The organism is Bacillus sp. CGMCC 1.60114, assembly GCF_042676365.1.
In the GTDB taxonomy this organism is placed as follows: Bacteria; Bacillota; Bacilli; order Bacillales; family Bacillaceae_G; genus Bacillus_A; species Bacillus_A rhizoplanae_A.
In genome coordinates, this window is sequence record NZ_JBHTHG010000007.1 from 133,960 (window position 1) to 160,386 (window position 26,427).

Genomic DNA, 26,427 nt, shown 5'->3' on the forward strand with positions numbered 1-26,427 from the left:
ACTCAATCTCCTTGAATATCGGATTCAGATATTGGTTGAGCCTCTGCAATATTTTCAATCACTGTATAATGCAACAATAATTTCAAATTTCCATTCTCAACCTGTTTATGCAAAACTTTCTTCCCTATAATCATAGCACGTTCATCCAATTTTTTCTTTAATTCTTTTTGCCCCATTTCCTCCGCTACCGCCATTGCCTGTTTTTCTGTATATTCACGGTTTGCTTCTTCCTCTTCACGTACAATCGCTTTTTCATAAGCGATCGGCAGTGTAAAACCGAGCAACTTAACATCATGTCTTACTATCTCCGTTTTAGACTGCTTATACTTATCATGCTGAAATCCCCATATTTTTATTTTTGCGTTTCCGAAAGTAAGATAATGTTCTGTAGATGAATTGCCTGTATAGACTTGAAATGTCGTTTTCAAAGGTACCTCCACTTCAGACTTGTACCAAGTTTCCCCAAATACAACCCCTTTAGCAGAAACAATTGTCGGGCTATCTTCTTTCCCATACACCCCCGATACAAGAAGTTGTCCTTTTTGCACATAATCATTTTTCATAACTGCCGGCTTTCCAATCTCAACAAACATCTTCGTAATAATCGCTTCTTTTTTTGCAACTAAATGTTGCGGCACCTGTTCGTTTTCTTTTTTCGGTTCATTTTTCTCGACTATTTTAAAGTGGTAGGTCGTTCCTTTCACTTCAAAACCAACCCATGTAATAGCATTAATATTATTAGTCAAATAACGCTGTACAGTCTCTACACTGGGCATTTGAAATTGCAGCTTCCCTTTCTTAATACCCATTTTGTCCAATTCTTTCATTATAATATATTCCGTCTCTGGCTTCGCCCCTGTTATTTCTATTTTCCATACCATGTTTGATAAAACGATAACACTTAAGAAAAAAAGGATAAAACCAACAAGAAAACCACTATTTCGAAGTAAGCGCTTATTCCAAAATGGCAGCCCATAACGTCCAATAAAATACAGTTTACATTCATTTTTACGGTAAATCGGACGTAATCGTTTCACATCACGAAGTAGCATGCAAAATACAAGTGTATCATCTGCAGCTTTCTTCACATTCCAAACAAGAATATCACGCCGTACACATTCATTAATAAATCGTTCTACTCCTCTTCCTTGAATCCGCACCTTCACATACCCAATCCATCTTGTAAACCACTGATTTTTCATAGCTTGCCCCCACCAGCTTTCTGAAAAAGGCGCAGTCCCTTTTAGAGACCTGCACCCTCTTTTAAATTTATCCCAAGGAGTTGGACTAAGCAGCAAATGCTAAACGACTATAAGGATCCGATTCACTCTACTAGCCACCCGTACAATAAAGTACCTCACGAATGAAACCTTCATTTTATTTATTTTTCTTCTCTTCTTCCAAAAACAAGACTTGCTCAATGGTCCCTTCAAGTAAAAGCTCTTCTGGAAGAATTGTTTTAATAACAAAAGAGTCTCCTTTTATTAATAACTGTCCTTGCTTTAACAAAAGCCGCACCTCTTTATCACTAAATACTAATAATCCACGATGATTTTCTATATAAATATGCACCTGCCCAACAAGTGTAATTCGCGGCAGATCCATGAATACATCTGCAGGTAGGTCTATCTGCTTAGTGATCCAATTTTTCATTTGCTGCAACTTTCTCATCGAAGACCCCCCTCTCATCCCATATGTATGAAAAAAAAGCTTGTAATATCACGTCCAAATTGAAAAAAAACATAAAAAAGCGTCTCATTATAAATGAGACGCTTTTTTATGCTAATAGTTGTGAAACAAGCTTATTCACTTGTGAACCATCTGCTTTGCCTTTTACTTTCGGCATAACAGCATTCATCACTTTGCCCATATCAGCTTTAGAAGCTGCACCAACTTCAGAAATAACTTGCTGAATGACAGCAGTCAATTCTTCTTCTGTTAATTGCTCTGGCAAATATGTTTGTAAAATCTGAATTTCGCGTTTCAGTTTATCAACAAGGTCTTCACGACCCGCTTTTTCAAATTCAAGGAGGGAGTCTTTATGCTGTTTTACTTCACGAGTTAAAACTGTTAATTCCTCTTCTTCTGCAAGAGAGTGCTGCAGTTTAATTTCTTCATTTTGTAAAGCAGCCTTAACCATACGAATAACGGTTAATTTTTCTTTTTCTCTATTCTTCATCGCTTGTTTCATATCATCGTTTAAACGACTGAGAAGACTCATAAATTACACCCTCTCTTAGAATTTGCGTTTTCTTGCCGCTTCAGATTTCTTCTTGCGTTTTACGCTTGGCTTTTCATAGAACTCGCGCTTTCTTGCTTCAGCAAGCGTACCAGCTTTAGAAGTTGATCTTTTAAAACGGCGAAGTGCATCCTCCAAAGACTCGTTTTTACGAACGACTGTTTTTGACATTCTCTTTCCCTCCCTCCGAAACATCCACTTACATCCTAAATTCAGCATGCAAAAAAGAAACACTTTCTCAGCATGTCTTTTACGATTATAATACATTTTATACTTTTAGGTCAACTATCTGGTAAAAGAAAAGAAGAGCAATCGCTCTTCTTTTTTCACGATACGTTCAATTTCGATATAAAATTCTATATCAATGCGACATTATTCTACCAAAATGTTCGCTTCTACTTTTTCATCATCTGGGTACAATATGCCAGTTTTTCGTGTCAAATAACCTTTACCGACAGGGCTAAACAGTCGGCTCCGCTTTTATTTTATCCAGCTACAGCTGCTAGAACAATCGGTCGTTTCACTCTTTCCTACGAGGCAAAAAACGCCTCTACGTCAAGAGCTCCAACGCCCTCATGTTCTAAACGAGCGGCTTCCGCTTTTATTTTAATAATCAGTTGTTGCTGTTTTTCCGCTTACTAGCGCTACACCGGAGCTTGTACCGATGCGTGTTGCACCTGCTTCTACCATTGCGTCCATGCCTTTTTCGTCACGAACACCACCTGATGCTTTTACACCTATTTCTGGTCCTACTGTTTTTCTCATTAATGCAACATCTTCTACTGTTGCACCGCCTGTTGAAAATCCTGTTGATGTTTTTACAAAATCAACGCCTGCTTTTACAGATAACTCACAAGCACGAACTTTTTCTTCCTCTGTTAATAGACATGTTTCAATAATTACTTTTACAAGTGCTTTTCCTTTTGCAGCTTCTACAACTGCGCGAACATCACGCTCTACTAACTCGTCGTTTTTATCTTTTAACGCACCGATGTTAATCACCATGTCAACTTCTGTTGCGCCTTTTGCGATCGCATCTTTTGTTTCAAATGCTTTCGTTTCTGGTGTATTTGCTCCAAGAGGGAAACCAATTACAGTACAGACTTTTACGTCTGTCCCTTTTAAAATTTCTGCCGCTGTTTCAATCCATGTTGGATTTACACATACAGAAGCAAAATCATATTGTTTCGCTTCTTCGCATAGAGTAACGATTGCTTCTTTTTTTGCATCTGGTTTTAATAACGTATGATCAATTAATTTTGCATAATTCATTTAAAAATTGCCCCTTCCTTAACTTATACGTAATAATTTCGTACTTGTCAGTTGTCTGACAACCTTAATCTTCAGCATTATATCATAAAATATAGCGTTTTCATATTTTAACTTCTCCATCAAATAAAAAAGCATGCAAACAAAACTGTTTGCATGCTTTTCGGTTATGCGCTTGCTGATTCTTTCGGAGATACATCTTCTAGCACACGAACAAATTGTGCTTCATTATAAGGGTAACCAGCTTTCGTGATTTTCACCTTAATCAATTTACCGATTAATTCTTCAGATCCTTCAAAGACAACTTTTAAGTAATTATCTGTATAACCTACATATAATCCTTCACGATCTGCTTCTTTAAATGGTTCTTCTGGAATAATTTCAAGAACTTCACCCTCAAACTGAGATGCATATTCTTTTGCTAATTGATCAGATAATGCAATCAAGCGATGGACACGCTCGTTCTTAATTTCTTCTGGCACTTGATCGTCCATACGTGCTGCTGGTGTTCCTGTACGTTTTGAATACGGGAATACATGAAGTTCAGAGAAACGATTATTTTTAATAAAATTGAACGTTTCCATAAATTCTTCTTCCGTTTCACCAGGGAAACCAACGATAACATCAGATGTAATTGCTAGTCCTGGCAACGCTTCTTTTAAGCGATCTAAACGTTCTTGGAAAAACTCCATCGTATATTTACGACGCATACGCTTCAATACTGTATTAGATCCAGATTGAAGTGGAATATGCAGATGACGTACAACAACTTTAGAGTCGCGCAATACTTCAATCACTTCATCAGTAATTTGACTTGCTTCAATGGAAGAAATGCGAAGACGTTTTAAACCTGTTACTTGCGCTTCCATATCGCGAAGTAATCCTGCTAAATTATAATCTTTCATGTCTTCACCATATCCACCTGTATGGATACCTGTTAAGACAATTTCTTTATAACCAGCATCTACCAATTGCTGTGCTTGACGAATAACTTCTTTCCCGTCACGAGAACGCATTAAACCACGAGCCCATGGAATGATACAGAACGTACAGAAGTTGTTACATCCTTCTTGAATTTTCAAAGATGCACGCGTACGATCTGTAAAGTACGGTACGTCTAATTCTTCATATACACGTGTTTTCATAATGTTACGTACAGCATTAATTGGCTGACGTTCATTGCGATATTCTTCAATATAGCCAAGCATTTTCTCACGGTCTTGCGTTCCGACAACAATATCTACACCTGGAATTGCCATAATTTCAGCTGGAGATGTTTGTGCATAACATCCCGTTACACAAATTACCGCATCAGGATTTTGACGAACGGCACGACGAATTACTTGACGACTTTTTTTATCCCCTGTATTCGTTACAGTACATGTATTAATTACATATACATCAGCTGTTTTCTCAAATTCAGTTCGCTCATAACCACCTTGTTTAAACAGTTGCCAAATCGCTTCTGTCTCGTAGTGGTTTACTTTACAACCTAACGTATGAAACGCAACAGTTGCCATATATATTCACCCCATTAATTCAAAATGATAAGACACGGCACTTAGCGCATATAAAGGCGCTGTTTCTGTCCGCAATATTCTTGGTCCTAAACTGCAAGGTACAAAAGTATGCTCAGAAAGAGCAGACACTTCCCCTTCTGTTAAACCACCTTCTGGCCCAAATACAATGAGTACCTTTTGCCCTGACTCTAACTTTGTTAAAGCCTTAGCGAAATTTGATTTTTCACCTTGCTTTGCTTCTTCCTCATATGCAACAAGACAACTATCGTAGTCTTTACTCATCATGAGAAGCTCTTTAAAAGAAACAGGCGCATGCACAGTAGGAACCTCACTACGATGAGACTGCTCGGCTGCCTCTTTTACAATTTTATTAAAACGCTCTACTTTTTTCCCGGCTTTTTTCGCATCCCATTTTACAATAGATCGAGATGCTTGAAACGGTAAAAAGGCGGCTGCTCCAAGCTCAGTTCCTTTTTGTAAAATCAACTCAAGCTTATCTCCTTTAGGCAGTCCGCTAGCAATTGTCACAAATACAGGTAGTTCACTTGACATCTCTACCCATTCTACAATAGTTGCATTTATAAATTCATTGGTAATTTCAGCAATTGTACAAATTGCTGTTTTTCCATTTGTACAACAATAAATGTGATCACCAGGCGTCATACGCATCACTCTTCCGATGTGATGTACATCATCTCCTACAATACGAATTGTCGTTTCATTTATATTTTGTTCTTCTACAAAATAACGCTGCATTATATCACCTTAGTAAAGTTTAGCTCTTTTCGTAAACAAATGCTTACGAAAAGAGCCAAACAGTATGATTTGGACTGAACAAACGGTAAGTCCCTCACTACTGTCAGCGAGAGACTGTCCGCTTGTATTCTCCCGTCAAACGGGCAATAAACTCTTAAAAAAGGGAAATTCTATCTTACCCTTTACGCGCAATAATTGCTACCCAATCTTCCATCGTTAACACTTCTTCTACTGTAAAACCTGCTTTTACTAACGCTTCTGTTACAATTTTTTCTTTCGCAGCAATAATACCAGATGTAATAAACAGTCCACCCGGTTTTAAAACTCTCGCTGCATCTTCCGGGAATAACAAAATAATTTCCGCTAGTAGATTTGCAACAATTAAATCAACAGGACCTTCAATGCCCTCTAGTAAACTGTTTTGTCCAACGGTTACAACATTCTCTGTATGATTTAATCGAACGTTCATCTCAGCGCTTTCTACTGCAACTGGATCTAGATCGTATGCTTGAATAGATGCAGCACCTAGTTTAGCAGCAGCAATACTTAACACACCAGAGCCTGTTCCAACATCAATAACAGTATCACCAGGTTGTACTGTTTTTTCTAAAGCACGAATACACATCGTTGTTGTTGGATGCGTCCCTGTACCAAATGCCATTCCTGGATCTAACTCGATAATTTTTTCTTCTGGTGTGGAAGGTGTATACTCTTCCCATGTTGGCACAATTGTAAATGTATCAGAAATTTTCACTGGATGATAATACTTTTTCCAAGCAGTAGCCCAATCCTCTTCATCTACTTCATTAACAGATACTGTCGCTGCTCCAATCTCGATTCCATAGGACGGCAACATATCAATGGATGATTTTACACTTGTAATTGTTTCTTGCAAAGCATCAGTCTTTGGGAAATACGCTTTTACGAGTACGCCTTCCGTTGGATATTCAGCTGGATTTAACGCATAAATCTCACCAAATTGTTGTTCACGCTCTTTCGTTAATTCAGCTGGATCTTCAATCGCAACGCCGCTTGCCCCTGCCTCGTGTAAAATATGCGAGATTGCTTCTACCGCTTCCTCTGTTGTATGAATACTAATTTCTGACCATTTCACAATTTACCAACTCCATTTTTTATTTCCATTATTCCCCTTTAAAAGCTCGCTTAAGCTTTTTAAATAGGCTGCCATCTTGATTATCTTGACCTGCAAAGTCTCTCAGCAATTCTTTTTGGTGTGATGTTAATTTTGTTGGTGTAACAACACGAACAACAACATATTGATCACCTTGCCCATACCCGCGCACGTTTGGAGCACCTTTTCCTTTTAAACGGAATTCTGTTCCTGTTTGTGTTCCTGCTGGAATTTTTAATTTTACTTTTCCATGCACAGTCGGAACTTCGACTTCATCTCCAAGTGCTGCTTGCGCAAATGTTAATGGCATTTCACAAATAATATCATCACCTTCGCGATGGAAGAATTCATGATCTTTCACACGAACCACTACATATAAGTCACCAGCTGGTCCGCCGTTTATACCAGCTTCCCCTTTACCGGTCACGCGAATTTGTTGACCGTTATCAATACCTGCTGGAATTTTAACATTAATTTTTTTGCGTTTACGCACTTTTCCAGATCCATGACATGTTGTACATTTATCTTTAATTATTTGGCCTGTTCCAGAGCATTGTCTACAAGCTTGACGATTCACAATACGACCAAATGGTGTGTTTTGCTCCACGCTAACTTGCCCTGTTCCAGAACAAAGTTTACATGTTTCTTTCGAAGTTCCCGGTTTTGCTCCGCTACCGTTACATGTATCACAAGGATCTTCAACTGGAATTTCAATATCCATTTCCTTACCAGAAATTGACTCTTCAAAATTTAAAGAAACTTGATATTGAAGGTCTGCACCTTGACGCGGCGCATTTGGATCACGGCGTCTACCGCCTCCACCACCAAAGAATGAACTGAAGATGTCTTCAAAACCGAATCCACCACCGAAGTCGCCGCCGCCAAAACCACCAAAGCCTTGATTTGGATCAGCATGACCAAATTGGTCGTACTGCGCACGTTTTGAATCATCACTTAATACTTCATATGCTTCTTGCACTTCTTTAAATTTTTCAATTGCATTTTCTTCTGTACTTACATCTGGATGATACTTTTTCGCCAAACGACGGTATGCCTTTTTAATCTCGTCTTTTGAAGCACTCTTGCTAACGCCAAGCACCTCATAGTAATCTCGTTTACTCATAATTTTGTAACCCCCGAATCCTTTCACATAAACGTAATTTTAACATCGAAAGAAAGTGCTTTGCAACACTGTTTCCTCACTTACAGTATGCAAAAAGAAAAACATTGGACTCTTACACAAAAGACTTCGTGTACACCCAGTCTTTTCTTCACTCGTGAAAAAAGCCAAAGCCAAGGCACGCTTGACTTTGACTTTTTGTCATCTTACTTATTTTATTACTTATCTTCTTTTACTTCTTCAAATTCAGCATCTACTACATTATCGTTTTTCGCGCCTGCGTTGCCTTGTGCGCCTTCTGCTTGTTGTGATCCTGCAGCAGCTTGAGCTTGCTCATATAATTTTACAGTTAATTGTTGTACGATTTCTTGAAGTGCATCTTTTTTCGCACGGATTTCATCAAGATCATTTTTCTCGATTGCCGCTTTTAATGCATCTTTTGCTTCTGTTGCTTTCGCTACTTCAGCTGCATCTACTTTGCCTTCTAAATCTTTTACAACTTTATCTGTTTGGAACACAAGTTGATCTGCTTCGTTACGAAGTTCAACTTCTTCTTTACGTTTTTGGTCAGCATCAGCATTTGCTTCTGCTTCTTTTACCATACGATCTACTTCCTCATCAGAAAGACCTGAGGAAGATTGGATTGTAATTGTTTGTTCTTTACTTGTTCCTAAATCTTTTGCACGTACGTTTACGATACCGTTCGCATCAATATCGAATGTTACTTCGATTTGTGGAATGCCGCGTGGTGCTGGCGGGATATCTGTTAATTGGAAACGACCTAACGTTTTGTTATCCGCTGCCATTGGACGCTCACCTTGTAGTACGTGAATGTCTACTGCCGGTTGGTTATCAGCAGCTGTTGAGAACACTTGTGATTTACTTGTCGGGATTGTTGTGTTACGCTCGATTAATTTTGTAAACACGCCACCCATTGTTTCGATACCTAAAGAAAGCGGAGTTACGTCTAATAATAGAACGCCTTTTATATCACCAGTAAGTACGCCGCCTTGTACTGCAGCACCTAATGCTACAACTTCATCAGGGTTTACACCTTTATATGGTTCTTTACCAGTTTCACGTTTAATTGCTTCTTGTACAGCTGGGATACGAGTAGAACCACCAACAAGAATTACTTTATCTAATTCGCTTGGAGAAAGACCAGCGTCTTTTAATGCACGACGAGTTGGTTCTAACGTTCTTTCAACAAGGTTTGCTGAAATTTCTTCGAATTTTGCTCTTGTTAATGTTAATTCTAAATGTAATGGACCTGCAGCTCCAGCACTAATGAATGGTAATGAAATTTGTGTTTGTGTTACACCTGAAAGATCTTTCTTCGCTTTTTCAGCTGCATCTTTCAAACGTTGAAGTGCCATTTTATCTTGGCTTAAATCAATGTTATTTTCTTTTTTGAATTCAGCTACTAAATGATCAATGATAACTTGGTCAAAGTCATCACCACCAAGACGGTTGTCACCAGCAGTTGAAATAACTTCGAATGTTCCATCTGCTAATTCAAGGATAGATACGTCGAACGTACCGCCACCTAAGTCATATACTAAGATTTTTTGCTCTTCGTCTTGTTTTTCTAAACCGTAAGCAAGCGCAGCTGCTGTTGGTTCGTTAATAATACGTTCTACTTCTAAACCAGCAATGCGGCCTGCATCTTTTGTTGCTTGACGCTCTGCATCGTTGAAGTATGCTGGTACAGTAATAACAGCTTTTGTTACTGGCTCACCTAAATATGCTTCAGCAGAAGCTTTTAAGTTTTGTAAAATAATCGCAGAAATTTCTTGAGGTGTATATTCTTTACCTTCTACTTCTACTTTGTAATCTGTACCCATATGACGTTTAATAGAGATAATTGTATTTGGGTTCGTAATTGCTTGACGCTTCGCTACTTCCCCAACTTGACGCTCTTCATTTTTGAAAGCTACAACAGAAGGAGTTGTACGGTTACCTTCTGGATTTGGAATAACCTTTGGTTCCCCGCCTTCCATAACAGCTACACAAGAGTTTGTTGTACCTAAGTCAATACCGATGATTTTACTCATGACGAAACCTCCTATATTTATGTAATTATTGATTTACTTTTACCATTGATGGTCGAATCACGCGATCTTTCAGCTTGTAGCCTTTTTGAAATTCTTCCACAACCGCGTTCGATTCAAATTCACTGTCTTCTACTTGCATAACAGCTTGATGTTCATGTGGATCAAACTGCTTTCCAACAGCTTCAATCGCTTCTACACCTTCTTTTGTCAGCGCTTCTAACAATTGACGATATACCATTTCCATCCCTTGTAATAAGGATTTCATTTGCTCATCATTTGCTTCCACCTGCATTGCTCTTTCAAAGTTATCAAGAGCTGGCAAAATATCTGATACAAGGCTTTGTGATCTATACTTTTCAGCCGCTTGCTTATCTAATTGAACGCGGCGCTTATAGTTTTCAAAATCAGCTTGTAGACGAAGCATGCGACCTTCCGTTTCCGACAATTTCGCTTGTAATTCATCTACTTTTTCTTGTAAAAGAGCAGCTTCGCTTTTTTCTTCTACTACAGTTTCTTCGCTATTTTCTGGTGCTACAGCTTCTTCTGTTTGCGCTTCTTTTACTTCTTCTACCACTTGTTCATTACGCTCTTCCACAACTTTCACCTCCTTAAAAAGACAGGGCGGGCACAATTCAACATTAACCCAGCTATCTAATTTCTTGTATTCAACTACTCATCCGTAGCGGGGATATCCCCGCCACAAATGGAAGTTTATTATTATTTCGGTTTATATAAACCGTTTAGTCCATCTGTAAATTGCTTTGTAAACAATTGCAATAAACTAATGACACGAGAATATTGCATTCTCGTCGGTCCTAAAATCGCAATTGTTCCAAGCTGCTCATCCCCAATTGAGTATGTCGCAGAAATTAAGCTACAATCTTCCATGGCAGCAGAAGAATTTTCACGTCCAATTTTCACTTGAATACCAATTTGTTTACTCTTCAAGATGTCATAAAACGCATCTTCGTTTTCAATCATAGTGAATAATGATCGGACCTTCTGAATATCATGGAATTCTGGCTGAGCAAGCATATTTGCTTTTCCACCAAAATATATTTTTTCAGATAATGGAAATTGGAATGTACCGTCTAACATTTTCATGACACTATCATAATTATGAACGTACTGACGCAAAACCATTACAATTTCTTTAAAGATTTTATTGTGCAGTTCTGACATCGGTACACCTGATAACTTGTCATTCAAAATGTTAACCATCTTTTCTAAATCTTGTAAATCAACAGATTCCGGAACAGTGATGGTTTTACTTTGCACATGTCCTGTGTCAGTTACAATAATTGCGACCGCTGTTTGATAACCGAGCGGAAGAATTTGTACATTTTTTAGCTTATTCGCACTCACTTTTGGCCCAAGAACAATCGCCGTATAGTTCGTAAGTTCTGATAAAATTTGCGCGGATTGCTGCGCAAGCTTTTCTGCTTCAAAAACTCTTTCAGCAAACAAGTCTTTAATTTGTACAATATCTTTACTTGGCAAATGCTGCGGTGAAAGAAGATGATCTACATAAAAGCGATACCCTTTTTCAGAAGGAACGCGCCCTGAAGAGCTATGTGTCTTTTCGATAAACCCAAGTTCCTCTAAATCAGCCATTTCATTTCGAATTGTCGCTGAACTAAATGTAATTTCTTCTTTTTTTGATAAAGTTCTTGATCCAACAGGTTGTGCAGATCCAATAAAGTCGTCAATTATTGTCTGTAAAATTAAGAGCTGACGTTCCGTAAGCATTTCATCATCACCTCTGTTAGCACTCTTGTGTTTCGAGTGCTAAATCTATTACTAACTTACCAAAATTGATATTGAATTGTCAACGGAAACGTGATGAGATACAGTGAAACTTTTTGCAGCACAATTTTTTGCTGCTAATTAGTTGAACCAATCGGGCTCTTACGGACGGTTTTACTTCTCGTTTTACCTCTATGTACCGTCCGTTTGAGCGGGATACAGTGAAACTTTTAGCAGCACGATTTTTCGCTGCTAATTAGCCCCGCCAATCGGGCTCTTACAGACGGTTTAGCTTCTTGACTTTTCTTCCTATACCGTCCGTTTGAGCGGGATACAGTAAAACTTTACATGAAATTAATCCACTAAGAATGATTGAAATACTTCATTTCCTAATAGCTTTCCTTTTCTTGTTAAACAGATATGAGTATTCGTCTCTTGAAGCAGTTCATGTTCTTTATTATGGAGTAACTGCTTCGCAAAGATTTCGCTCATCTCTATGCCGAATTTTTTTCTAAATTCTACTTTTGAAACACCTGCTGTTTTTCGAAGTCCTAAAAATAACTCTTCTTCCATTTTTTCTTGTCTCGTTACTTCATGAACATCTAAATATGGCAAACCTGTCTCATCAATTTTCGTGAAGTATTGTTTTAATGGACCCACATTTTGAATTCGCTCGCCATTTACGTAACTATGAGCTCCGGCTCCAAAACCATAGTATTCTTCATTATTCCAGTATGTAAGGTTATGCCTACTTTCATAGCCTTCTTTCGAAAAATTACTAATTTCATACTGTTTGTAACCATGTTTCTCCATTTCGTCCATCACAATTTCATACATTTTTGCTTCATGATCTTCTCCTGGAAGTCTCAGCTTTCCTTTATTCATTAAATTATAAAAGACCGTTTTCGGTTCGACAATTAAAGAATACGCAGAGAAATGCTGAACCCCAAGTGTAAATGCAATGTCTAACGTTTCTTTTACATCTTCTATCGTTTGTCCTGGTAATGCATAAATTAAATCTACATTAATATTTGTAAAACCAACTTCCCTCGCTTCACGAATCGCTACGAAGGCATCTTCTCTCGTATGTTTGCGCCCGATTTTTTGCAGCAACTCATCTCGAAACGTTTGAACACCAAAACTAATCCGGTTTACACCGCCTTCTAGTAAAAGGTTCAATTTCTCTTTAGGTAAATCTCCCGGATTGGCTTCAAAAGTTAGTTCACAATTTGGCGCAAACGGACGTAAACGACGATTAATAATATTTAATAATTGCTCTGTCTGTTCCATATTTAGCGCTGTTGGTGTTCCTCCGCCAACAAAAATCGTTTTCATTTCTTTAAAAGGTGTTTTGTTGGTTGTATTCACAATTTCTTTCTCTAAATATTGTAAGTATTGTTCAACTGGCTGACGCTCAATAAATACTTTATTAAAATCACAATAGTGACAAATATGCTGACAAAACGGAATATGAATATAAGCAGCTTGTATCAAATTCTGTTCCTACCTTTCTAAAAAGAACCCCTCCCCCGCACTTCGGAGGTTTATTCACTTCTGTAACCCTATGCGAATTTGGTTCATTCGCACTTTTCCCCAATCATACATCATTTCAACAATTGGTAAAAGTGTCATACCGAGCTCCGTCATAAAGTACTCTACACGCGGAGGCACTTCTGGATATACAGTCCGATTAATAATTCCATCTTCCGCTAATTCTTTTAATTGATTGGACAAAACTTTATGAGAAATATTAGGAAATAAACGCTGAAGTTCACTAAAACGATGCGGGCCTTCAACACCTAAATGCCATAAAATCACAACTTTCCACTTTCCACTAATGATTGAAAGCGTTAGTTCCTTTTCACAATTAAAATCACCGTTTTGTATTTTTTCTTGAATTTCTTTTCGAATGTTCTCAGACACGACAATCTCCTAACTTTTAATTCACAGTTATGATTACTGTTTGGTTACTCTTCGCTAAAAAGCATCACCACTATTGTAAAGGACAGGCACAAAGATGTCTAAATGTTAACCGTATCCTTAAAGACTACCATTTCTGATTTCTTAAACAAAAAGAAGCCGTACAAACGGCTTCTTTTTGTTATTAGTTATCATCCATTTTCAATACAGCCATGAATGCTTCTTGCGGTACTTCTACAGAACCAACGGACTTCATACGCTTCTTACCTTCTTTTTGTTTCTCAAGAAGTTTACGTTTACGAGAAATGTCACCGCCGTAACATTTCGCCAATACGTTTTTACGCATTGCTTTAATTGTAGAACGCGCCACAACTTTATTTCCGATTGTCGCTTGTATAGGCACTTCAAACTGCTGTCTTGGAATTAGCTCTTTTAACTTTTCTACAATTACTTTTCCACGATCATATGCTGAGTCACGATGCACAATGAAAGATAGCGCATCAACTTGCTCACCATTCAATAAAATATCCATCTTCACAAGCTTAGACGGCTTATAACCAATTAGCTCGTAATCAAAGGATGCATATCCTTTCGTATTCGACTTTAATTGATCGAAGAAATCATATACGATTTCAGAAAGCGGAATTTCATATGTCAAAGTAACGCGCGTTTCATCTAAATATTGCATATCAATAAACGTACCACGTTTCCCTTGGCAAATTTCCATAACTGCTCCAACATAATCGTTTGGAACCATAATAGATGCTTTTACATACGGTTCTTCCACACGATCAAGAGATTGCGGATCTGGCATGTTAGACGGGTTATCAACTGTCATGTCTTCACCGTTTGTTAAATATACTTTATAAATAACACTTGGTGCTGTTGTAATTAAATCAATTTTAAATTCACGTTCAATACGTTCTTGAATGATTTCCATATGAAGTAAGCCTAAGAAACCACAGCGGAAACCAAACCCAAGTGCTTGAGACGTTTCTGGTTCAAATTCAAGAGCAGAGTCATTTAATTCTAGCTTTTCTAATGCATCACGTAAATCATTATAACGTGCAGAATCAATTGGATATAAACCACAGAATACCATTGGGTTTAATTTACGATACCCTGGTAAAGGTTCAGCCGCTGGACGTTTTGCATGTGTAATCGTATCACCTACACGTGTATCACCAACATTTTTAATTGATGCCGCTAAGAATCCTACATCACCTACTGTTAATTCTTCACGCTGCGTTGTTTTCGGTGTGAATACACCAACTTCTGTTACTTCAAACTCTTTACCTGTTGCCATCATACGTACTTTATCGCCAACTTTTACTGTACCGTTTACAACACGGATATAAGCAATTACACCGCGGTACGGATCATATAAAGAGTCGAAAATCATACATTGTAATGGTTCTTCCGAATCACCTGCTGGAGCTGGCACTTTCTCAACGATTTGTTCTAAAATCTCTTCAATACCAATCCCCGCTTTTGCAGAAGCAAGCACAGCTTCTGATGCATCTAAGCCAATTACATCCTCTACCTCTTGACGAACGCGCTCTGGATCAGCGCTCGGCAAGTCAATTTTATTAATAACCGGCAAAATTTCTAAATTATTATCAAGTGCTAAATATACGTTTGCTAACGTCTGCGCCTCAATTCCTTGCGCTGCATCAACAACAAGTATTGCACCTTCACAAGCCGCTAAACTACGAGATACTTCATACGTAAAGTCGACATGCCCCGGTGTATCAATTAAGTGGAGAATATATTCTTCTCCATCTTTTGCTTTATACGTTAATTGTACTGCATTTAATTTAATAGTAATTCCGCGCTCACGCTCTAAATCCATAGAGTCAAGTAACTGCGCTTTCATTTCACGCTGTGTTAACGCATTTGTTTTCTCTAAAATACGGTCTGCTAACGTTGACTTTCCGTGGTCAATGTGAGCAATAATGGAAAAGTTCCGAATTTTAGACTGTCTTTTTGCTCTTTCTTCTTTATTCATCTATTTTCTCACTCCTACTAATCTCGCCAATATACACTAGCACTGATTATATCAATACAAGGACAAAGATTCAATGAAAACTGGTGCAGCGTTATAAGCAAGTACTCTTACTTTTATCATATGCAATCCGTAAACAATAGACAAACCTTTTCTATCATGAAGAAAAGCTACCCTACTCTTAAGTAAGATAGCTGCTTTCGTACGCTTCAAATCAATGAAATGCACCTTTTATTTTGTCAACAATGGTATATGTTATGCTGCGAACTACATTTTGCACCAATGAAGTCAATCCTCTTCCCATACTCTCTAACATATTAAAACTTTTTAATTCTTCTAGTTGTTTTTGTTTTTTCTTAATGGAAAATGTCTCTCCAAGAATTGTTGTTTCTACATCACCGTGGTCTGTTCCTGTTATGTGAGCAATCTGCTCATATGTTGGATTGTTATAGCCTTTCATTCGTTTTAACCCACTATTAGCAACTTGCATACCTGCTAATGTTATAAGAAATAAACTAATAACGAGAAGGACACATTTGCGTGTAAACTGCCCCAATTCTTATTTCTCCTTTTACAATCAATGCGTGTATGCCCCTGTATTATCTTGATCAACTTGATGATGAAGCGCTGCATTCAAACCACTCGCAAGGAGATTGGCCATATCTTCAATAAACGCATCCACTTCTTTTGGTGTTACCATTAAATTGTGTCCTAGCGGTGCTAACACTTCATAAATTAACTTTCGCTTCTCTTCTTCCTCAAGCGTACCAACAGCTCCCAAAAACATATTGCGGCTTTTTTCATCCGGCATATCTTCTTCTGTAAGCTTTTTCTTCTCACCGAATGTAAAGCCTGCCGGAAGTAAAGAACGGGATGGCTTTCCGCCCTCGCGCATCTCACGCCCAAAATGTTTTAAAATGAAATCAATTGTATCACTTGTAATTGAAACCGCATCTACAACAGTTGGAACACCAATTGCAATAACTGGTATACCTAGCGTATCTTTACTTAACTCTTTTCGTTTATTCCCAACGCCAGAACCGGGGTGAATACCAGTATCCGAAATTTGAATCGTACTATTTACTCGTTCAATAGATCGAGCGGCAAGCGCATCAATTGCAATCACAAAGTCTGGCTTCGTCTTTTCAATGACTCCATAAATCATATCGCTCGTTTCAATACCTGTAATACCCATAACTCCCGGTCTAATCGCACTAACAGGACGAAAACCTTTCTCGACACTTTCCGGCTGCAACTTAAATAAATGGCGTGTGACAAGTACATTCTCTACAACAATTGGCCCTAATGCATCCGGTGTTACATTCCAGTTACCAAGACCAACAATTAAACAGCTAGCTTCCTTATCTATCCCAATTTCCTCCATGAAGTAGGAGAATTCTTTCGCAAAAATATTCTCTACTTTTTGTTGTAACTCTGTGTCTTGCTGACGAATCCCTTGCACTTCTAAGGTTAAATAGTTCCCCGGTTTCTTTCCCATCGCCTCAACAGCACTTTCATCAATCGTCACCTTCGTAATTGTAATCCCGTCTTCTTCGCGCTCTTTTACAATTACACCTTGAATCGCAGATTTTTCTTCTTGCTGCTCTTGCAGCATTTGATGAGCTTCTACTGCAAGATCTGTTCTTATCGCGTATTTACTTAAATCAAGCGGTTCACGCATACAATCTCCTCCACTACTTATAATAAATATTCATTAGAATTCCCCAAATTATTTTTAGTCATTCTTTTCCTATATTGAAATTTCATCGATCTCACTATTGCAATTCTCTTCTCCGTTTGATAGAATATCACTTGTTCTATGTAAGTATCGAGTCACTCGATCGCACCAGGGAGGTGAAATATATGGCAAACATTAAATCTGCTATCAAACGCGCTAAACTTAGCGAAGAGCGTCGTGCACATAACGCTTCTATCAAATCTGACATGCGTACAGCTGTTAAAACTGTAGAAGCTTTAGTTAACAATAACGATCTTGAAACAGCAAAAGAAGCATACAAAGTAGCTTCTAAAAAACTTGACAAAGCAGCTCGTAAAGGTCTTATCCACCAAAACGTTGCAGCTCGTCAAAAATCTCGCTTAGCGAAACAAGTAAACGCGTAAGCGTTTAAAAAAACGATCCATCTGGGTCGTTTTTTATTTTCAAAAAAAAATGTTCATGTAATTGTCTACATGAACATTTTCCCACTATCCAATATGATTTAAACGCATTAGAAAAAATTCTAACACAAGTCGTTTATCCATTCTTCCTGTTTTCATATTATAATCTGCTTCAGCAAGTTCGTGAATCACTCGCTTTAACGCTTCAAACGAGAAGAAATTAGTTTGATTCATAGCCAATTTTACGCGATACGGATGCACACCAATATGCGATGCAATTTGATTTTGCCCATAACCACGCTGCTGAAGTTCTTTCACTTGATACAACAAACGAAACTGACCTACAAGAAGCGCAAGCAATTTAATCGGCTCTTCTTGCTGTGTAAATAATCCTTCTAAAATACGCATTGCACCTGCAATATCTTTTTTTATCACCTTTTCTGTTAAAGCGAACACATTTTGTTCAACAGACTTCGGAACAAGTTCTGCTACCAGACTTGTAGTAATCTCACCGTCGATCCCGACATATAATGTGAGCTTATCCATTTCTTGCGCAAGCATCGTTACATTGCTTCCAACAAGCTCTAGTAGTAAACTAACTGCCCCTTCCTCTATATGAATATGCACTTCTTCTGCACGGATTACAATCCATTTCCGCACATCTTGCACTTGCATTGCATTTGCTTCTACCACATCTGCTGTTTTTTTCAAGAGCTTTGTAATTTTTTTACGCTCATCCAATTTTTCAAACGGAGCGATAAATACGAGAATAGAAAATGGTGAAGGTTCAGCAATATATTCCTCTAACACTTTTACGTTTTGCTCAATTTTTGCTTTTTGCGATGTTAAAAATAACGGTGATTTCACAATGATGATTTTACGTTCTCCAAAAAAAGGAAGTGTCTTTGCATCCTCAACTACTTCTTCTAAATACGCTTCTTCTAAGTCATATGTAACAACGTTGAACTCACGATCTTCTTCAGGTAAGGCCTCTGATGTCAAAAGCTGAAGCGTTTCATTTATAAAATATACCTCTGTTCCATATAACAAATATAACGTAGAAAATTGTTTTTTCTTTATTTTTTTATGTACATCACTCATGTAACTTCCTACTCCCTAACACTTTATATACTTATAGTAATGTGACAGCTACCGTTTTACAAGTGCAAAGGAACAGGCAGCTACCCGTTCCTTGATCTATATAAAACGCTACAAAATAAACCCCGGGAATCTTATTTTGTAGCGGTGATCATCTTGGTCTTATTGTTTGCACCTGCCTTACCAACTATGAATGACAACTGTTAGCACACTTGGAAAAGCATTGATAAAGTGAAAATTCTACCAATGGAGAGTGTTTTCTACTGATGGCTAGTTGAACAAATCGAGCTTTTACGGGCCGTTTTCCCAACTCTCTCACAATCTTAAGTTGAAAATTTTTATTGCCCACGAATAACAGGATAAATTGTAGATTTTTTTCTGACAATATTTTATACTAAAATGGAATGTTGGGAGGGATTCAAAGATGAATGAATTTGAAAAAAACGTTCAAAGTAAGCGTAATGACGCTACTGATTCAGGGGTAGGCTTTATAGTTTCATTTGGATTTTTTACCACATTATTTATTATCGCAACAGTCATTAAATTTATCGGTTCTTAAAGACTGCATGTGGCAGTCTTCTTTTTTTCTGTGTTTCATCATATGTTAACTTACTGCGAAACGTTCCCGTATCCCCTTGAAAAACATAAGAAATTGCTCCTTGCTCATCCGTTCTCCACATTTCAATACCCCGTTCCCTTAAACGCTCTAACACTTCAATATGCGGATGCCCATAGCGATTATTCTCTCCGACAGAAATAACAGCTGTTTTCGGCTGCAAAATATCCAAAAATTGCTGTGAGGATGATGTTTTACTACCATGATGCCCAACTTTTAAAACATCTGCATGCAGCTCTGGATACCATTGTATGAGGCGCCTCTCACCTATTTCTTCTAAATCACCTGTGAATAACCACGTTAGTTCCCCTATTTTTGTCCAAATCACAATAGATTGATCATTATCTTCTTTTTCTTCTCCTCCTGGGGATAATACCGAAAACACCGTTCCTCCAGCCGTCCAACTGTCTCCTCTTTCTACAACTCGAACGGGCACGTTCTTTTGCACAGCAAGCTGCTTTATTTGTTGTTCAGGTAAGGAGAATTTCACTTTCTTCCCTAACACAACCTCTTTCACAGTAATGGATTGCATTACCTCTTTGGCTGCTCCCATATGATCCATATCTCCATGTGTCACAATTAATTTATCAATCACCCGCACACCTTCTTTTTGTAAAAATGGAATGAGGATGTCATGACCAACAGAAAATTCATGTTTTTTCTGCTGCCATTCTTCCTTCTTTACTGGAAGTGTCCCTCCCGTATCGATTAAATACGTTCCTTGATTGTATGGGAGACGAATCAAAATAGCGTCTCCTTGTCCGACATCAATATAAGTAATACTTCCGTTTGCATCCAAATACGGAAAGGCATAATGACATATACTAAGCAGAAAAAAACTCGATAGAAACAACATGCGATATTTTCTCCAAATAAGCCCCTCCCATGATAAAAGAACACTTACAATACTCATACAATATAGTACAATGATAAATAGCGATGTTTGTCCAAAGGTAAGACGCACAAAAGGTAAAGCTTCGCACATTTGAAGCATGGCATTCGAAACATGTATACATAGGGACAATATGTGAGCTAACCACTGCGACACAATTGGGGAAAATATCATACATATAAGAAGTACAAGACACACAGGTAAGACAAATAAAGATAAAAACGGGACATATATCATATTGAGGAGAATACTGTAAGGGGAAAAATAGCCGAAATGATACAGTAAAATAGGCGTACTCGTTAGCTGGGAAATAACTGAAAGATATATGGAATTTTTCACTATACCATTTTCACTAGCTAGAAGCCGTGACGAAGATAATAGAAGAGAAAAACTTCCTACGAATGAAAACTGAAATCCAATGTCAAATAGTACATACGGGTCATAAAAAAGCATAATTATCAACGTCATACTTAAAGCATCTATCCCTGATACTCGGATTGCTTGCGTAAGCGCTCCGAGTATAATAACAGCTGCTATAGATGCTCGCACAACAGATGGCGAGGCCCCTGCACAAAACATATACAGTGGAATACAAACGAGTAGTAGCATCGTCGTACTTTCACGTGTCATACCAATTCGAAGTAATACAAAATAACATATCGCAGTTAATAGCACAATATGCGATCCTGATATCGCCAACAAATGCACAAGACCAAACTGTTGATACTGTTCCTCTACCTCAAACGTCATATATTGGCGATCACCAAACAATAAAGCATTCATAAAGGCTGCTGACTGTCCGGAAAAAGTCTCTCCTATATAAGAAACTGCTGCTTGTCGCATCGAAAACAACCAATGAACAAACGAAATATCTTTTTGCACACAATTTGAGATTATTTCTGCTTCAAAAAGAGCATGAATATGCTGTTTATATAAATAATCCTTATAATTAAACGCATAAAAATTCCGAGGGAGTGGCGGCTCTTTCATAGCACCAGTAAACGCACACACCATACCGGGGTGCAATTGCTTCAATTCTTCCTTTAATTTACGAGACGGAATTTTGTAAAACAACTGAACTGTTTCACCACTTTCCATTCCTAACTGAAAAGAAAGACGATTTCCATTTACAAGCGGTGTACTTTGAATTGTACCTGTTAGGTCTGTTTCACGAAAAGGGAACATAGACTTATTTTGTGTGTCTACGTAGATTGCATACACATACGTAAGAGCAAATACAAAGACAATCAAGGAGAGTATTGGAAGAGAGGTACGAAAAAAACAAACTAAACAATAGCAGCCGAATATAAGAAAAGGAACAATAGGAGAAGAGGAGTAAGCTGTTGCAATCCCAAAGATAACTGAGATTGCAACATAACTCCATTGCCCACGCAACATGTACTCACCTCACGGTTTATAACATATTTTTTGCCTGCAGTAATACTTGTTGCAACTGTTCCAACGTCATTTCGTCAGCTTCTAACGAAGATAAGAGTTTTTTTAACTCCTGTATTTTCTGTTGCTCTTCTAATGTTGTTACGTCAAACGCAGGAGGAACATGCTTTATCCTTACATTTGCCTGCTCAAATAATTCAAGTGCATACGGATGATTTTTATAATCTTGTGCATAATACACTGCCGTGATCCCACTTTGAATAATCGCTTTACAGCAATGTAAACATGGAAAATGTGTAACATAAATTTCTGCACCATCTGTTTTCGCACCAAATTTCGCACATTGCAGCAATGCGTTCATTTCTGCATGAATCGTGCGCACACAATGATTATCAATCACATAACACCCTTCATCTATACAATGCACACCTCCGGCAATCGATCCGTTATAACCACCAGCAATAATTCGTTTATCCCGCACAATTGTCGCTCCAACCGCAAGCCTTGTACACGTGCTGCGCAATGATAGCAAATGACTTTGTGTCATAAAATATTGATCCCAAGAAACTCGTTCCATTATCTTCACCTACTTTTTAATCTTCTTACAGTTTAACGAAATAAGAAAAAAGTCGTCAATCATTTACGGAACAATTATTTCATCTTTTATTTTTTCCAGCGATTTTTCACCAATCCCATCAACCTCCAATAAATCTTCTACTTTTTGAAACGGACCGTGCTGCTCGCGATACTTCATAATATTTTCTGCCTTTCTAGGACCAATACCAGATATTTTTTCAAGTTGCTCCTTTGTCGCTGTATTAATTTGTATTTTCCCTTCCTGCAAGGAAGATCCATTCACAGTAGTAACTTGCTCTCCTTTTTTGGGTACATAAACCACCATTTGATCTTGCACAAGCTGCGCTAAATTTACCTTTGTTACATCCGCCTCTGCTAAAAACCCTCCTGCCTTTTCAATAGCATCTTTCACCCGCGCTCCGCTCTGTAATTCATATACTCCTTCACGCTGCACAGCTCCTTTCATATCAACCATAATCGCTTTCGATTGTAATTTAGAGTCCGTTACATTTATTTTTTCTTTCCTCTCTTCTGTCTTAGAACTCGCTTCCACATTCACTGCCGGTTGTTCTTGCCAATTTTTTGTTTGCCATACAAATAAAATGCCAACAATACCAATTGCTACAAACAAAACGAGCCACTTTCTTGGCAAATTCATTATCATCATTTTGCACCTCTAATTCATAAATTCAAAATAAACTTCATATTGTTTAGGAGAAAGATGTTACGAAGGAGGGGATGAAACATTGAACATAGGAATAATAGGAACAGGGAATATGGGGAATATACTCATTGATGCATGTATCGAAGCCCGGGCTGTCAAACCTTCGTGTCTTACTATCATTAATCGTACTTTCGCAAAAGCATATCATATAAAAGAGAAGTATCCTTCTATTCATATAGCAAAAACAATTCAAGAAGTGATTGAACGCTCTGAGCTGATTTTTATTTGCGTAAAACCATTCGATATATATCCTATTTTGACAAAGCATGCTTCTATTCTTACAAATGACAAATGCCTAGTTTCAATTACAAGCCCCATATCTACCGTACAATTAGAAACGATTGTATCCTGCCATGTTGCTCGTATTATCCCAAGTATTACAAATCGCGCATTAGCTGGTGTTTCCTTATGTACATTCGGAAAAAACTGTTCACAAGAATGGAAAACGTTGTTATTAAAATTGGTTCAAAAAATCTCTAAACCTGTTGTCATTGAAGAAAATATCACAAGAGTGGCATCCGATATCGCAAGCTGCGGCCCGGCATTTTTCAGCTATTTATTACAGCGTTTTATTGATGCTACTGTAGAAGAAACAAATATTACACGTGAAGAAGCTACTATTTTAACGAGCGAAATGATTATCGGGATGGGAAAACTGTTAGAAAAACAAATTTTCACCTTGCCGACTTTGCAGGAGAAAGTGTGTGTAAAAGGCGGTATAACAGGAGAAGGGATTCGCGTTTTAGAAGAACATGTTGGAGATATGTTTAACAAGGTGTTAAAACGAACACATGAGAAGTATGAAGAGGATATTGAACATGTGGAACAGCAATTTAATAAGCATTAATATATCTCTTACGACAAAAACTACTATATTCCTTCATAAATGCTTTATTTTTTGCAGTCTACCTTTATAAGTAAAAAAGCAACCATTCATACGGTTGCTTTTTTACTATGCATTCTTTTTAGCGACAAAGAAAATACGCTCTGTTTGTTCTGTTACCTCAGTTCTTTCGAAGTCACCCGTTACGCGAAGAACCGTAAAACCAGCTTCTTCAAGCCATTTTGTCAGTTCTTCAACAGAATATGTACGCTGCATATGCAACTCATCAAATCGATGATACACATCCTCCTCTTCATCTCGCACAAAAAATGTTAAATCATGCTCAACGCTGTTTGGTTCTTCACCAGGGAAGCAGTTCCAAATGAGAGAAATTTCTTCTTCATTAACTGTATACGTTTCATTTTGAAATACATGATGAATTTTATAAAAAGAATGAACATCAAATAAAAATAAACCATCTTGATGCAAATGATGATAGACACGTCGAAACGTTTCTTGAACACCTTCTTCTTGCAATACATAATTTAACGAATCACAAAAAATCGTCACGCAGTCAAACTCACCTGGAATATCCAACTCGCGCATATCTTGTTGATAAAAAGGAATAAAATGACCTTCTTCACATAACTTTTGCTGAGCGATTGTTAACATTTCTTCTGATAAGTCTACTCCCGTTACATCATACCTTTTTTTCACAAGTGGCAATGTAACATTACCTGTCCCACAAGCTACATCAAGAATTTTTGCACCTGTTCTACCAATTTGCTCTAAGCTTTGTTCTGTAAATTCCACCCATTTTTCATATGGGACATCATTCATTAGCTCATCATACAATAATGCAAATTGTTCGTATCTCATTGACCTAACTCTTCTGCGATATCTTCTCGCGGTACATCGCCCCAAAGACGTTCTAAGTTATAATAGTCACGTTCATCTTTATGGAATACGTGTACAACAACATCTCCAAGGTCAACTAACACCCAACGCGCTTCTTCAAAGCCTTCCATGCGCTTTACATCAATGTGCACTTCATGTGCTTGCTCTTTAATTTCGCGAGCGATTGCTTGCACTTGTTTATCGGAGTTACCATGGCAGATCACAAAATAATCCGCAAGTGGGGAAATCCCTTGCATATTTAAAACAACAATATCTTCTGCTCTTTTATCATCAGCTGCTCGTGCTGCCAATACTAATAATTCTCTATCTTTCATTTAGTAACGTCCTCCTTAATGACTGCATTATACGTTTGAAATGTTAATGGATAGATCGCTTGGTTCTTTTCCATTAAAAATTGTATTGTATGCTTTAAAGCATATAATAACGCTTGATTAATATCTTCTCGCGCCAGCTTTCTCGCTTCTTCAACGCCAGGAAACTTGCGGCCAGGTTCAATATAATCTGCCACGTAAATCACTTTATCAAGCATTGTCATTTGTTCATGTCCACTCGTATGATACGTAATAGCTTGTAATATGTCAGCATCTGTAATACCGACTTCTTTTTCTACTAAATATGCCCCAACTGGTGCATGCCATAATTCTTTATTATAATACAACAAGTCTTTTGGTAAATTTTCTTGCTTAATAATTTCTTCCATTTCTGAAATCGGTCTACACTTTGCATAATCATGAAAAATCGCTGCCATCTCGGCTTTTTTCTCGTCAACACCATATTGCTTTGCGAGTTCAATAGCCGTTTCCATAACACCAATTGTATGAATATAACGCTTTTCATGCATTTGTTGTTTCACAATTTCAAGTGCTCGCTTACGATCCATATAGCCCATTCCTCTCAATGTATTCCTGTACCTCTTTTGGAAGCAAATATTTGCATGTCCTCTTCTTTGTAAAACGTTCACGTAAAAGTGATGAAGAAACAGCGAATTCTGGAATCTCCACCTTTACAATTTTATAAGGAGTAGAAAGTGTATAACCAGGACGAGCAACGCCGACAAACGTAACGAGCTTCAATAATTCATCGATGTTATACCATTTTGGTAAGTATTCAACCATATCTCCGCCAATAATAAAATGGAATTGTACGTCTGGATGCTCCTTTGTCAATTGTAACATAGTGTCATATGTGTAAGATGGGCCTTCTCGTTCAAGCTCTGCTAAACAAACAGAGAAGTGCATTTCTTGTTCGATTGCTAAATGGATCATTTCTAAACGATTACGTACACTTGTAACTTCCCTATCTCGTTTATGTGGGGGGATTTGATTCGGTAGAAACCAGACCTCATCAAGTTGCAATGCATCATACACTTCATTTGCAATTAACAAATGTCCATTATGAGGCGGGTCAAATGTCCCGCCAATAATCCCGATTCTCTTCAAAGAAAACGCCCCTTTACCTTGTTCTTACAGACAATAGATCTCGCCTAAAACTTCCAATACGTCAAAA

The 26,427-nt window shown here is 37.8% G+C and carries 28 protein-coding genes; 3 read left to right on the plus strand and 25 right to left on the minus strand.

Annotated elements, in window-relative coordinates; all coding sequences use genetic code 11:
• Positions 1-2: 2 nt before the first annotated feature.
• The 17 genes from yqfD to gpr form a co-directional block, all read right to left on the minus strand.
• A complete protein-coding gene (gene yqfD / locus ACFQZ1_RS03835; protein WP_377880777.1) occupies positions 3-1,202 on the minus strand; it encodes a sporulation protein YqfD in 1,200 nt (399 codons plus the stop codon).
• Between the two features lie 175 nt (positions 1,203-1,377).
• Positions 1,378-1,671, minus strand: coding sequence for a sporulation protein YqfC (yqfC, locus tag ACFQZ1_RS03840; RefSeq protein ID WP_377880778.1), 294 nt, complete (start codon positions 1,669-1,671; stop codon positions 1,378-1,380).
• Positions 1,672-1,777: 106 nt separating this feature from the next.
• Positions 1,778-2,221 (minus strand): GatB/YqeY domain-containing protein, encoded by a 444-nt coding sequence (locus tag ACFQZ1_RS03845; RefSeq protein ID WP_377880779.1) that lies wholly within the window; start codon positions 2,219-2,221, stop codon positions 1,778-1,780.
• Positions 2,222-2,236: 15 nt separating this feature from the next.
• A complete protein-coding gene (gene rpsU, locus ACFQZ1_RS03850) occupies positions 2,237-2,410 on the minus strand; it encodes a 30S ribosomal protein S21 (protein ID WP_020062243.1) in 174 nt (57 codons plus the stop codon).
• Between the two features lie 435 nt (positions 2,411-2,845).
• Positions 2,846-3,511, minus strand: coding sequence for a deoxyribose-phosphate aldolase (deoC, locus tag ACFQZ1_RS03855; protein WP_377880781.1), 666 nt, complete (start codon positions 3,509-3,511; stop codon positions 2,846-2,848).
• A 164-nt stretch (positions 3,512-3,675) separates the two neighbouring features.
• Positions 3,676-5,028, minus strand: coding sequence for a tRNA (N(6)-L-threonylcarbamoyladenosine(37)-C(2))-methylthiotransferase MtaB (mtaB, locus tag ACFQZ1_RS03860; protein ID WP_098307846.1), 1,353 nt, complete (start codon positions 5,026-5,028; stop codon positions 3,676-3,678).
• Between the two features lie 6 nt (positions 5,029-5,034).
• A complete protein-coding gene (locus ACFQZ1_RS03865; RefSeq protein WP_377880783.1) occupies positions 5,035-5,784 on the minus strand; it encodes a 16S rRNA (uracil(1498)-N(3))-methyltransferase in 750 nt (249 codons plus the stop codon).
• A gap of 175 nt (positions 5,785-5,959) precedes the next feature.
• Positions 5,960-6,898, minus strand: coding sequence for a 50S ribosomal protein L11 methyltransferase (prmA, locus tag ACFQZ1_RS03870; protein ID WP_377880784.1), 939 nt, complete (start codon positions 6,896-6,898; stop codon positions 5,960-5,962).
• Between the two features lie 28 nt (positions 6,899-6,926).
• The gene (gene dnaJ, locus ACFQZ1_RS03875; RefSeq protein ID WP_377880785.1) at positions 6,927-8,039 is read right to left on the minus strand and encodes a molecular chaperone DnaJ; all 1,113 of its coding nucleotides are present in this window, start codon (positions 8,037-8,039) and stop codon (positions 6,927-6,929) included.
• Between the two features lie 215 nt (positions 8,040-8,254).
• Positions 8,255-10,090: a chaperone protein DnaK gene (gene dnaK / locus ACFQZ1_RS03880; RefSeq protein WP_377880786.1), complete on the minus strand. Its 1,836-nt coding sequence runs from the start codon at positions 10,088-10,090 to the stop codon at positions 8,255-8,257.
• Between the two features lie 25 nt (positions 10,091-10,115).
• Complete coding sequence (grpE, locus tag ACFQZ1_RS03885; RefSeq protein WP_377880787.1) at positions 10,116-10,685, minus strand: nucleotide exchange factor GrpE; 570 nt, start codon at positions 10,683-10,685, stop codon at positions 10,116-10,118.
• A gap of 122 nt (positions 10,686-10,807) precedes the next feature.
• The gene (gene hrcA / locus ACFQZ1_RS03890; protein ID WP_377880788.1) at positions 10,808-11,839 is read right to left on the minus strand and encodes a heat-inducible transcriptional repressor HrcA; all 1,032 of its coding nucleotides are present in this window, start codon (positions 11,837-11,839) and stop codon (positions 10,808-10,810) included.
• Between the two features lie 351 nt (positions 11,840-12,190).
• Positions 12,191-13,330, minus strand: coding sequence for a radical SAM family heme chaperone HemW (gene hemW / locus ACFQZ1_RS03895; RefSeq protein WP_377880789.1), 1,140 nt, complete (start codon positions 13,328-13,330; stop codon positions 12,191-12,193).
• A 54-nt stretch (positions 13,331-13,384) separates the two neighbouring features.
• Positions 13,385-13,759: a winged helix-turn-helix transcriptional regulator gene (locus ACFQZ1_RS03900; protein ID WP_377880790.1), complete on the minus strand. Its 375-nt coding sequence runs from the start codon at positions 13,757-13,759 to the stop codon at positions 13,385-13,387.
• A 181-nt stretch (positions 13,760-13,940) separates the two neighbouring features.
• On the minus strand, positions 13,941-15,764 hold the full coding sequence (gene lepA, locus ACFQZ1_RS03905) for an elongation factor 4 (RefSeq protein WP_336481711.1): 1,824 nt from the start codon (positions 15,762-15,764) through the stop codon (positions 13,941-13,943).
• Between the two features lie 211 nt (positions 15,765-15,975).
• Complete coding sequence (locus ACFQZ1_RS03910; RefSeq protein ID WP_377880791.1) at positions 15,976-16,317, minus strand: YqxA family protein; 342 nt, start codon at positions 16,315-16,317, stop codon at positions 15,976-15,978.
• A 21-nt stretch (positions 16,318-16,338) separates the two neighbouring features.
• Positions 16,339-17,442, minus strand: a complete 1,104-nt coding sequence (gpr, locus tag ACFQZ1_RS03915) for a GPR endopeptidase (protein WP_377880792.1) — start codon at positions 17,440-17,442, stop codon at positions 16,339-16,341.
• Positions 17,443-17,624: 182 nt separating this feature from the next.
• On the opposite strand from gpr, the gene rpsT reads away from it, so the two are divergent.
• Positions 17,625-17,882, plus strand: coding sequence for a 30S ribosomal protein S20 (gene rpsT, locus ACFQZ1_RS03920; protein ID WP_098307872.1), 258 nt, complete (start codon positions 17,625-17,627; stop codon positions 17,880-17,882).
• 84 nt (positions 17,883-17,966) lie between these two features.
• Here rpsT and holA read toward each other — a convergent pair whose 3' ends face one another.
• Positions 17,967-18,980, minus strand: coding sequence for a DNA polymerase III subunit delta (gene holA, locus ACFQZ1_RS03925; protein ID WP_377880793.1), 1,014 nt, complete (start codon positions 18,978-18,980; stop codon positions 17,967-17,969).
• 421 nt (positions 18,981-19,401) lie between these two features.
• Between holA and ACFQZ1_RS03930 the strand changes: the two genes are divergently transcribed.
• Positions 19,402-19,536 (plus strand): YqzM family protein, encoded by a 135-nt coding sequence (locus ACFQZ1_RS03930; protein ID WP_098307876.1) that lies wholly within the window; start codon positions 19,402-19,404, stop codon positions 19,534-19,536.
• Here the strand turns inward: ACFQZ1_RS03930 and ACFQZ1_RS03935 are convergent.
• The 3 genes from ACFQZ1_RS03935 to ACFQZ1_RS03945 form a co-directional block, all read right to left on the minus strand.
• Positions 19,523-21,880, minus strand: a complete 2,358-nt coding sequence (locus ACFQZ1_RS03935) for a DNA internalization-related competence protein ComEC/Rec2 (protein ID WP_377881042.1) — start codon at positions 21,878-21,880, stop codon at positions 19,523-19,525. The two genes, ACFQZ1_RS03930 and ACFQZ1_RS03935, sit on opposite strands and share 14 nt — an antisense overlap.
• Before the next feature lie 19 nt (positions 21,881-21,899).
• Positions 21,900-22,457 (minus strand): ComE operon protein 2, encoded by a 558-nt coding sequence (locus ACFQZ1_RS03940; RefSeq protein WP_377880794.1) that lies wholly within the window; start codon positions 22,455-22,457, stop codon positions 21,900-21,902.
• A gap of 63 nt (positions 22,458-22,520) precedes the next feature.
• Positions 22,521-23,120 (minus strand): helix-hairpin-helix domain-containing protein, encoded by a 600-nt coding sequence (locus ACFQZ1_RS03945; RefSeq protein WP_377881043.1) that lies wholly within the window; start codon positions 23,118-23,120, stop codon positions 22,521-22,523.
• 82 nt (positions 23,121-23,202) lie between these two features.
• Between ACFQZ1_RS03945 and comER the strand changes: the two genes are divergently transcribed.
• Entirely contained in the window at positions 23,203-24,027 is an 825-nt protein-coding gene (gene comER, locus ACFQZ1_RS03950; protein WP_377880795.1) for a late competence protein ComER, read from the plus strand.
• A 105-nt stretch (positions 24,028-24,132) separates the two neighbouring features.
• On the opposite strand, the gene ACFQZ1_RS03955 is transcribed toward comER, so the two are convergent.
• Genes ACFQZ1_RS03955 through ACFQZ1_RS03970 form a run of 4 tightly spaced genes read right to left on the minus strand, consistent with a single transcriptional unit; the run spans position 24,133 to position 26,360 of the window.
• Positions 24,133-24,882 (minus strand): class I SAM-dependent DNA methyltransferase, encoded by a 750-nt coding sequence (locus ACFQZ1_RS03955; RefSeq protein ID WP_377880796.1) that lies wholly within the window; start codon positions 24,880-24,882, stop codon positions 24,133-24,135.
• Positions 24,879-25,235 carry a ribosome silencing factor gene (gene rsfS, locus ACFQZ1_RS03960; protein WP_253630441.1) on the minus strand — a complete coding sequence of 119 codons (357 nt, stop codon included), beginning with the start codon at positions 25,233-25,235 and terminating at the stop codon, positions 24,879-24,881. The genes ACFQZ1_RS03955 and rsfS overlap by 4 nt, the downstream gene beginning before the upstream one ends.
• Positions 25,232-25,801, minus strand: a complete 570-nt coding sequence (gene yqeK / locus ACFQZ1_RS03965; RefSeq protein WP_377880797.1) for a bis(5'-nucleosyl)-tetraphosphatase (symmetrical) YqeK — start codon at positions 25,799-25,801, stop codon at positions 25,232-25,234. The genes rsfS and yqeK overlap by 4 nt, the downstream gene beginning before the upstream one ends.
• Complete coding sequence (locus ACFQZ1_RS03970; protein ID WP_377880798.1) at positions 25,791-26,360, minus strand: nicotinate-nucleotide adenylyltransferase; 570 nt, start codon at positions 26,358-26,360, stop codon at positions 25,791-25,793. The genes yqeK and ACFQZ1_RS03970 overlap by 11 nt, the downstream gene beginning before the upstream one ends.
• Between the last annotated feature and the right edge of the window lie 67 nt (positions 26,361-26,427).

Coding starts and splice junctions, on each gene's coding strand:
- hrcA (WP_377880788.1), bottom strand. CDS start 11,839: ATGCTTACGGAACGTCAGCTCTTAATTTTACAGACAATAATTGACGAC.
- deoC (WP_377880781.1), bottom strand. CDS start 3,511: ATGAATTATGCAAAATTAATTGATCATACGTTATTAAAACCAGATGCA.
- mtaB (WP_098307846.1), bottom strand. CDS start 5,028: ATGGCAACTGTTGCGTTTCATACGTTAGGTTGTAAAGTAAACCACTAC.
- ACFQZ1_RS03955 (WP_377880796.1), bottom strand. CDS start 24,882: ATGAGATACGAACAATTTGCATTATTGTATGATGAGCTAATGAATGAT.
- ACFQZ1_RS03930 (WP_098307876.1), top strand. CDS start 19,402: ATGAATGAATTTGAAAAAAACGTTCAAAGTAAGCGTAATGACGCTACT.
- ACFQZ1_RS03865 (WP_377880783.1), bottom strand. CDS start 5,784: ATGCAGCGTTATTTTGTAGAAGAACAAAATATAAATGAAACGACAATT.
- gpr (WP_377880792.1), bottom strand. CDS start 17,442: ATGCGTGAACCGCTTGATTTAAGTAAATACGCGATAAGAACAGATCTT.
- rsfS (WP_253630441.1), bottom strand. CDS start 25,235: ATGAAAGATAGAGAATTATTAGTATTGGCAGCACGAGCAGCTGATGAT.
- rpsT (WP_098307872.1), top strand. CDS start 17,625: ATGGCAAACATTAAATCTGCTATCAAACGCGCTAAACTTAGCGAAGAG.
- dnaK (WP_377880786.1), bottom strand. CDS start 10,090: ATGAGTAAAATCATCGGTATTGACTTAGGTACAACAAACTCTTGTGTA.
- ACFQZ1_RS03940 (WP_377880794.1), bottom strand. CDS start 22,457: ATGGAACGAGTTTCTTGGGATCAATATTTTATGACACAAAGTCATTTG.
- yqfD (WP_377880777.1), bottom strand. CDS start 1,202: ATGAAAAATCAGTGGTTTACAAGATGGATTGGGTATGTGAAGGTGCGG.
- ACFQZ1_RS03845 (WP_377880779.1), bottom strand. CDS start 2,221: ATGAGTCTTCTCAGTCGTTTAAACGATGATATGAAACAAGCGATGAAG.
- yqfC (WP_377880778.1), bottom strand. CDS start 1,671: ATGAGAAAGTTGCAGCAAATGAAAAATTGGATCACTAAGCAGATAGAC.
- dnaJ (WP_377880785.1), bottom strand. CDS start 8,039: ATGAGTAAACGAGATTACTATGAGGTGCTTGGCGTTAGCAAGAGTGCT.
- rpsU (WP_020062243.1), bottom strand. CDS start 2,410: ATGTCAAAAACAGTCGTTCGTAAAAACGAGTCTTTGGAGGATGCACTT.
- yqeK (WP_377880797.1), bottom strand. CDS start 25,801: ATGGATCGTAAGCGAGCACTTGAAATTGTGAAACAACAAATGCATGAA.
- ACFQZ1_RS03945 (WP_377881043.1), bottom strand. CDS start 23,120: ATGATAATGAATTTGCCAAGAAAGTGGCTCGTTTTGTTTGTAGCAATT.
- lepA (WP_336481711.1), bottom strand. CDS start 15,764: ATGAATAAAGAAGAAAGAGCAAAAAGACAGTCTAAAATTCGGAACTTT.
- holA (WP_377880793.1), bottom strand. CDS start 18,980: ATGAGTGATGTACATAAAAAAATAAAGAAAAAACAATTTTCTACGTTA.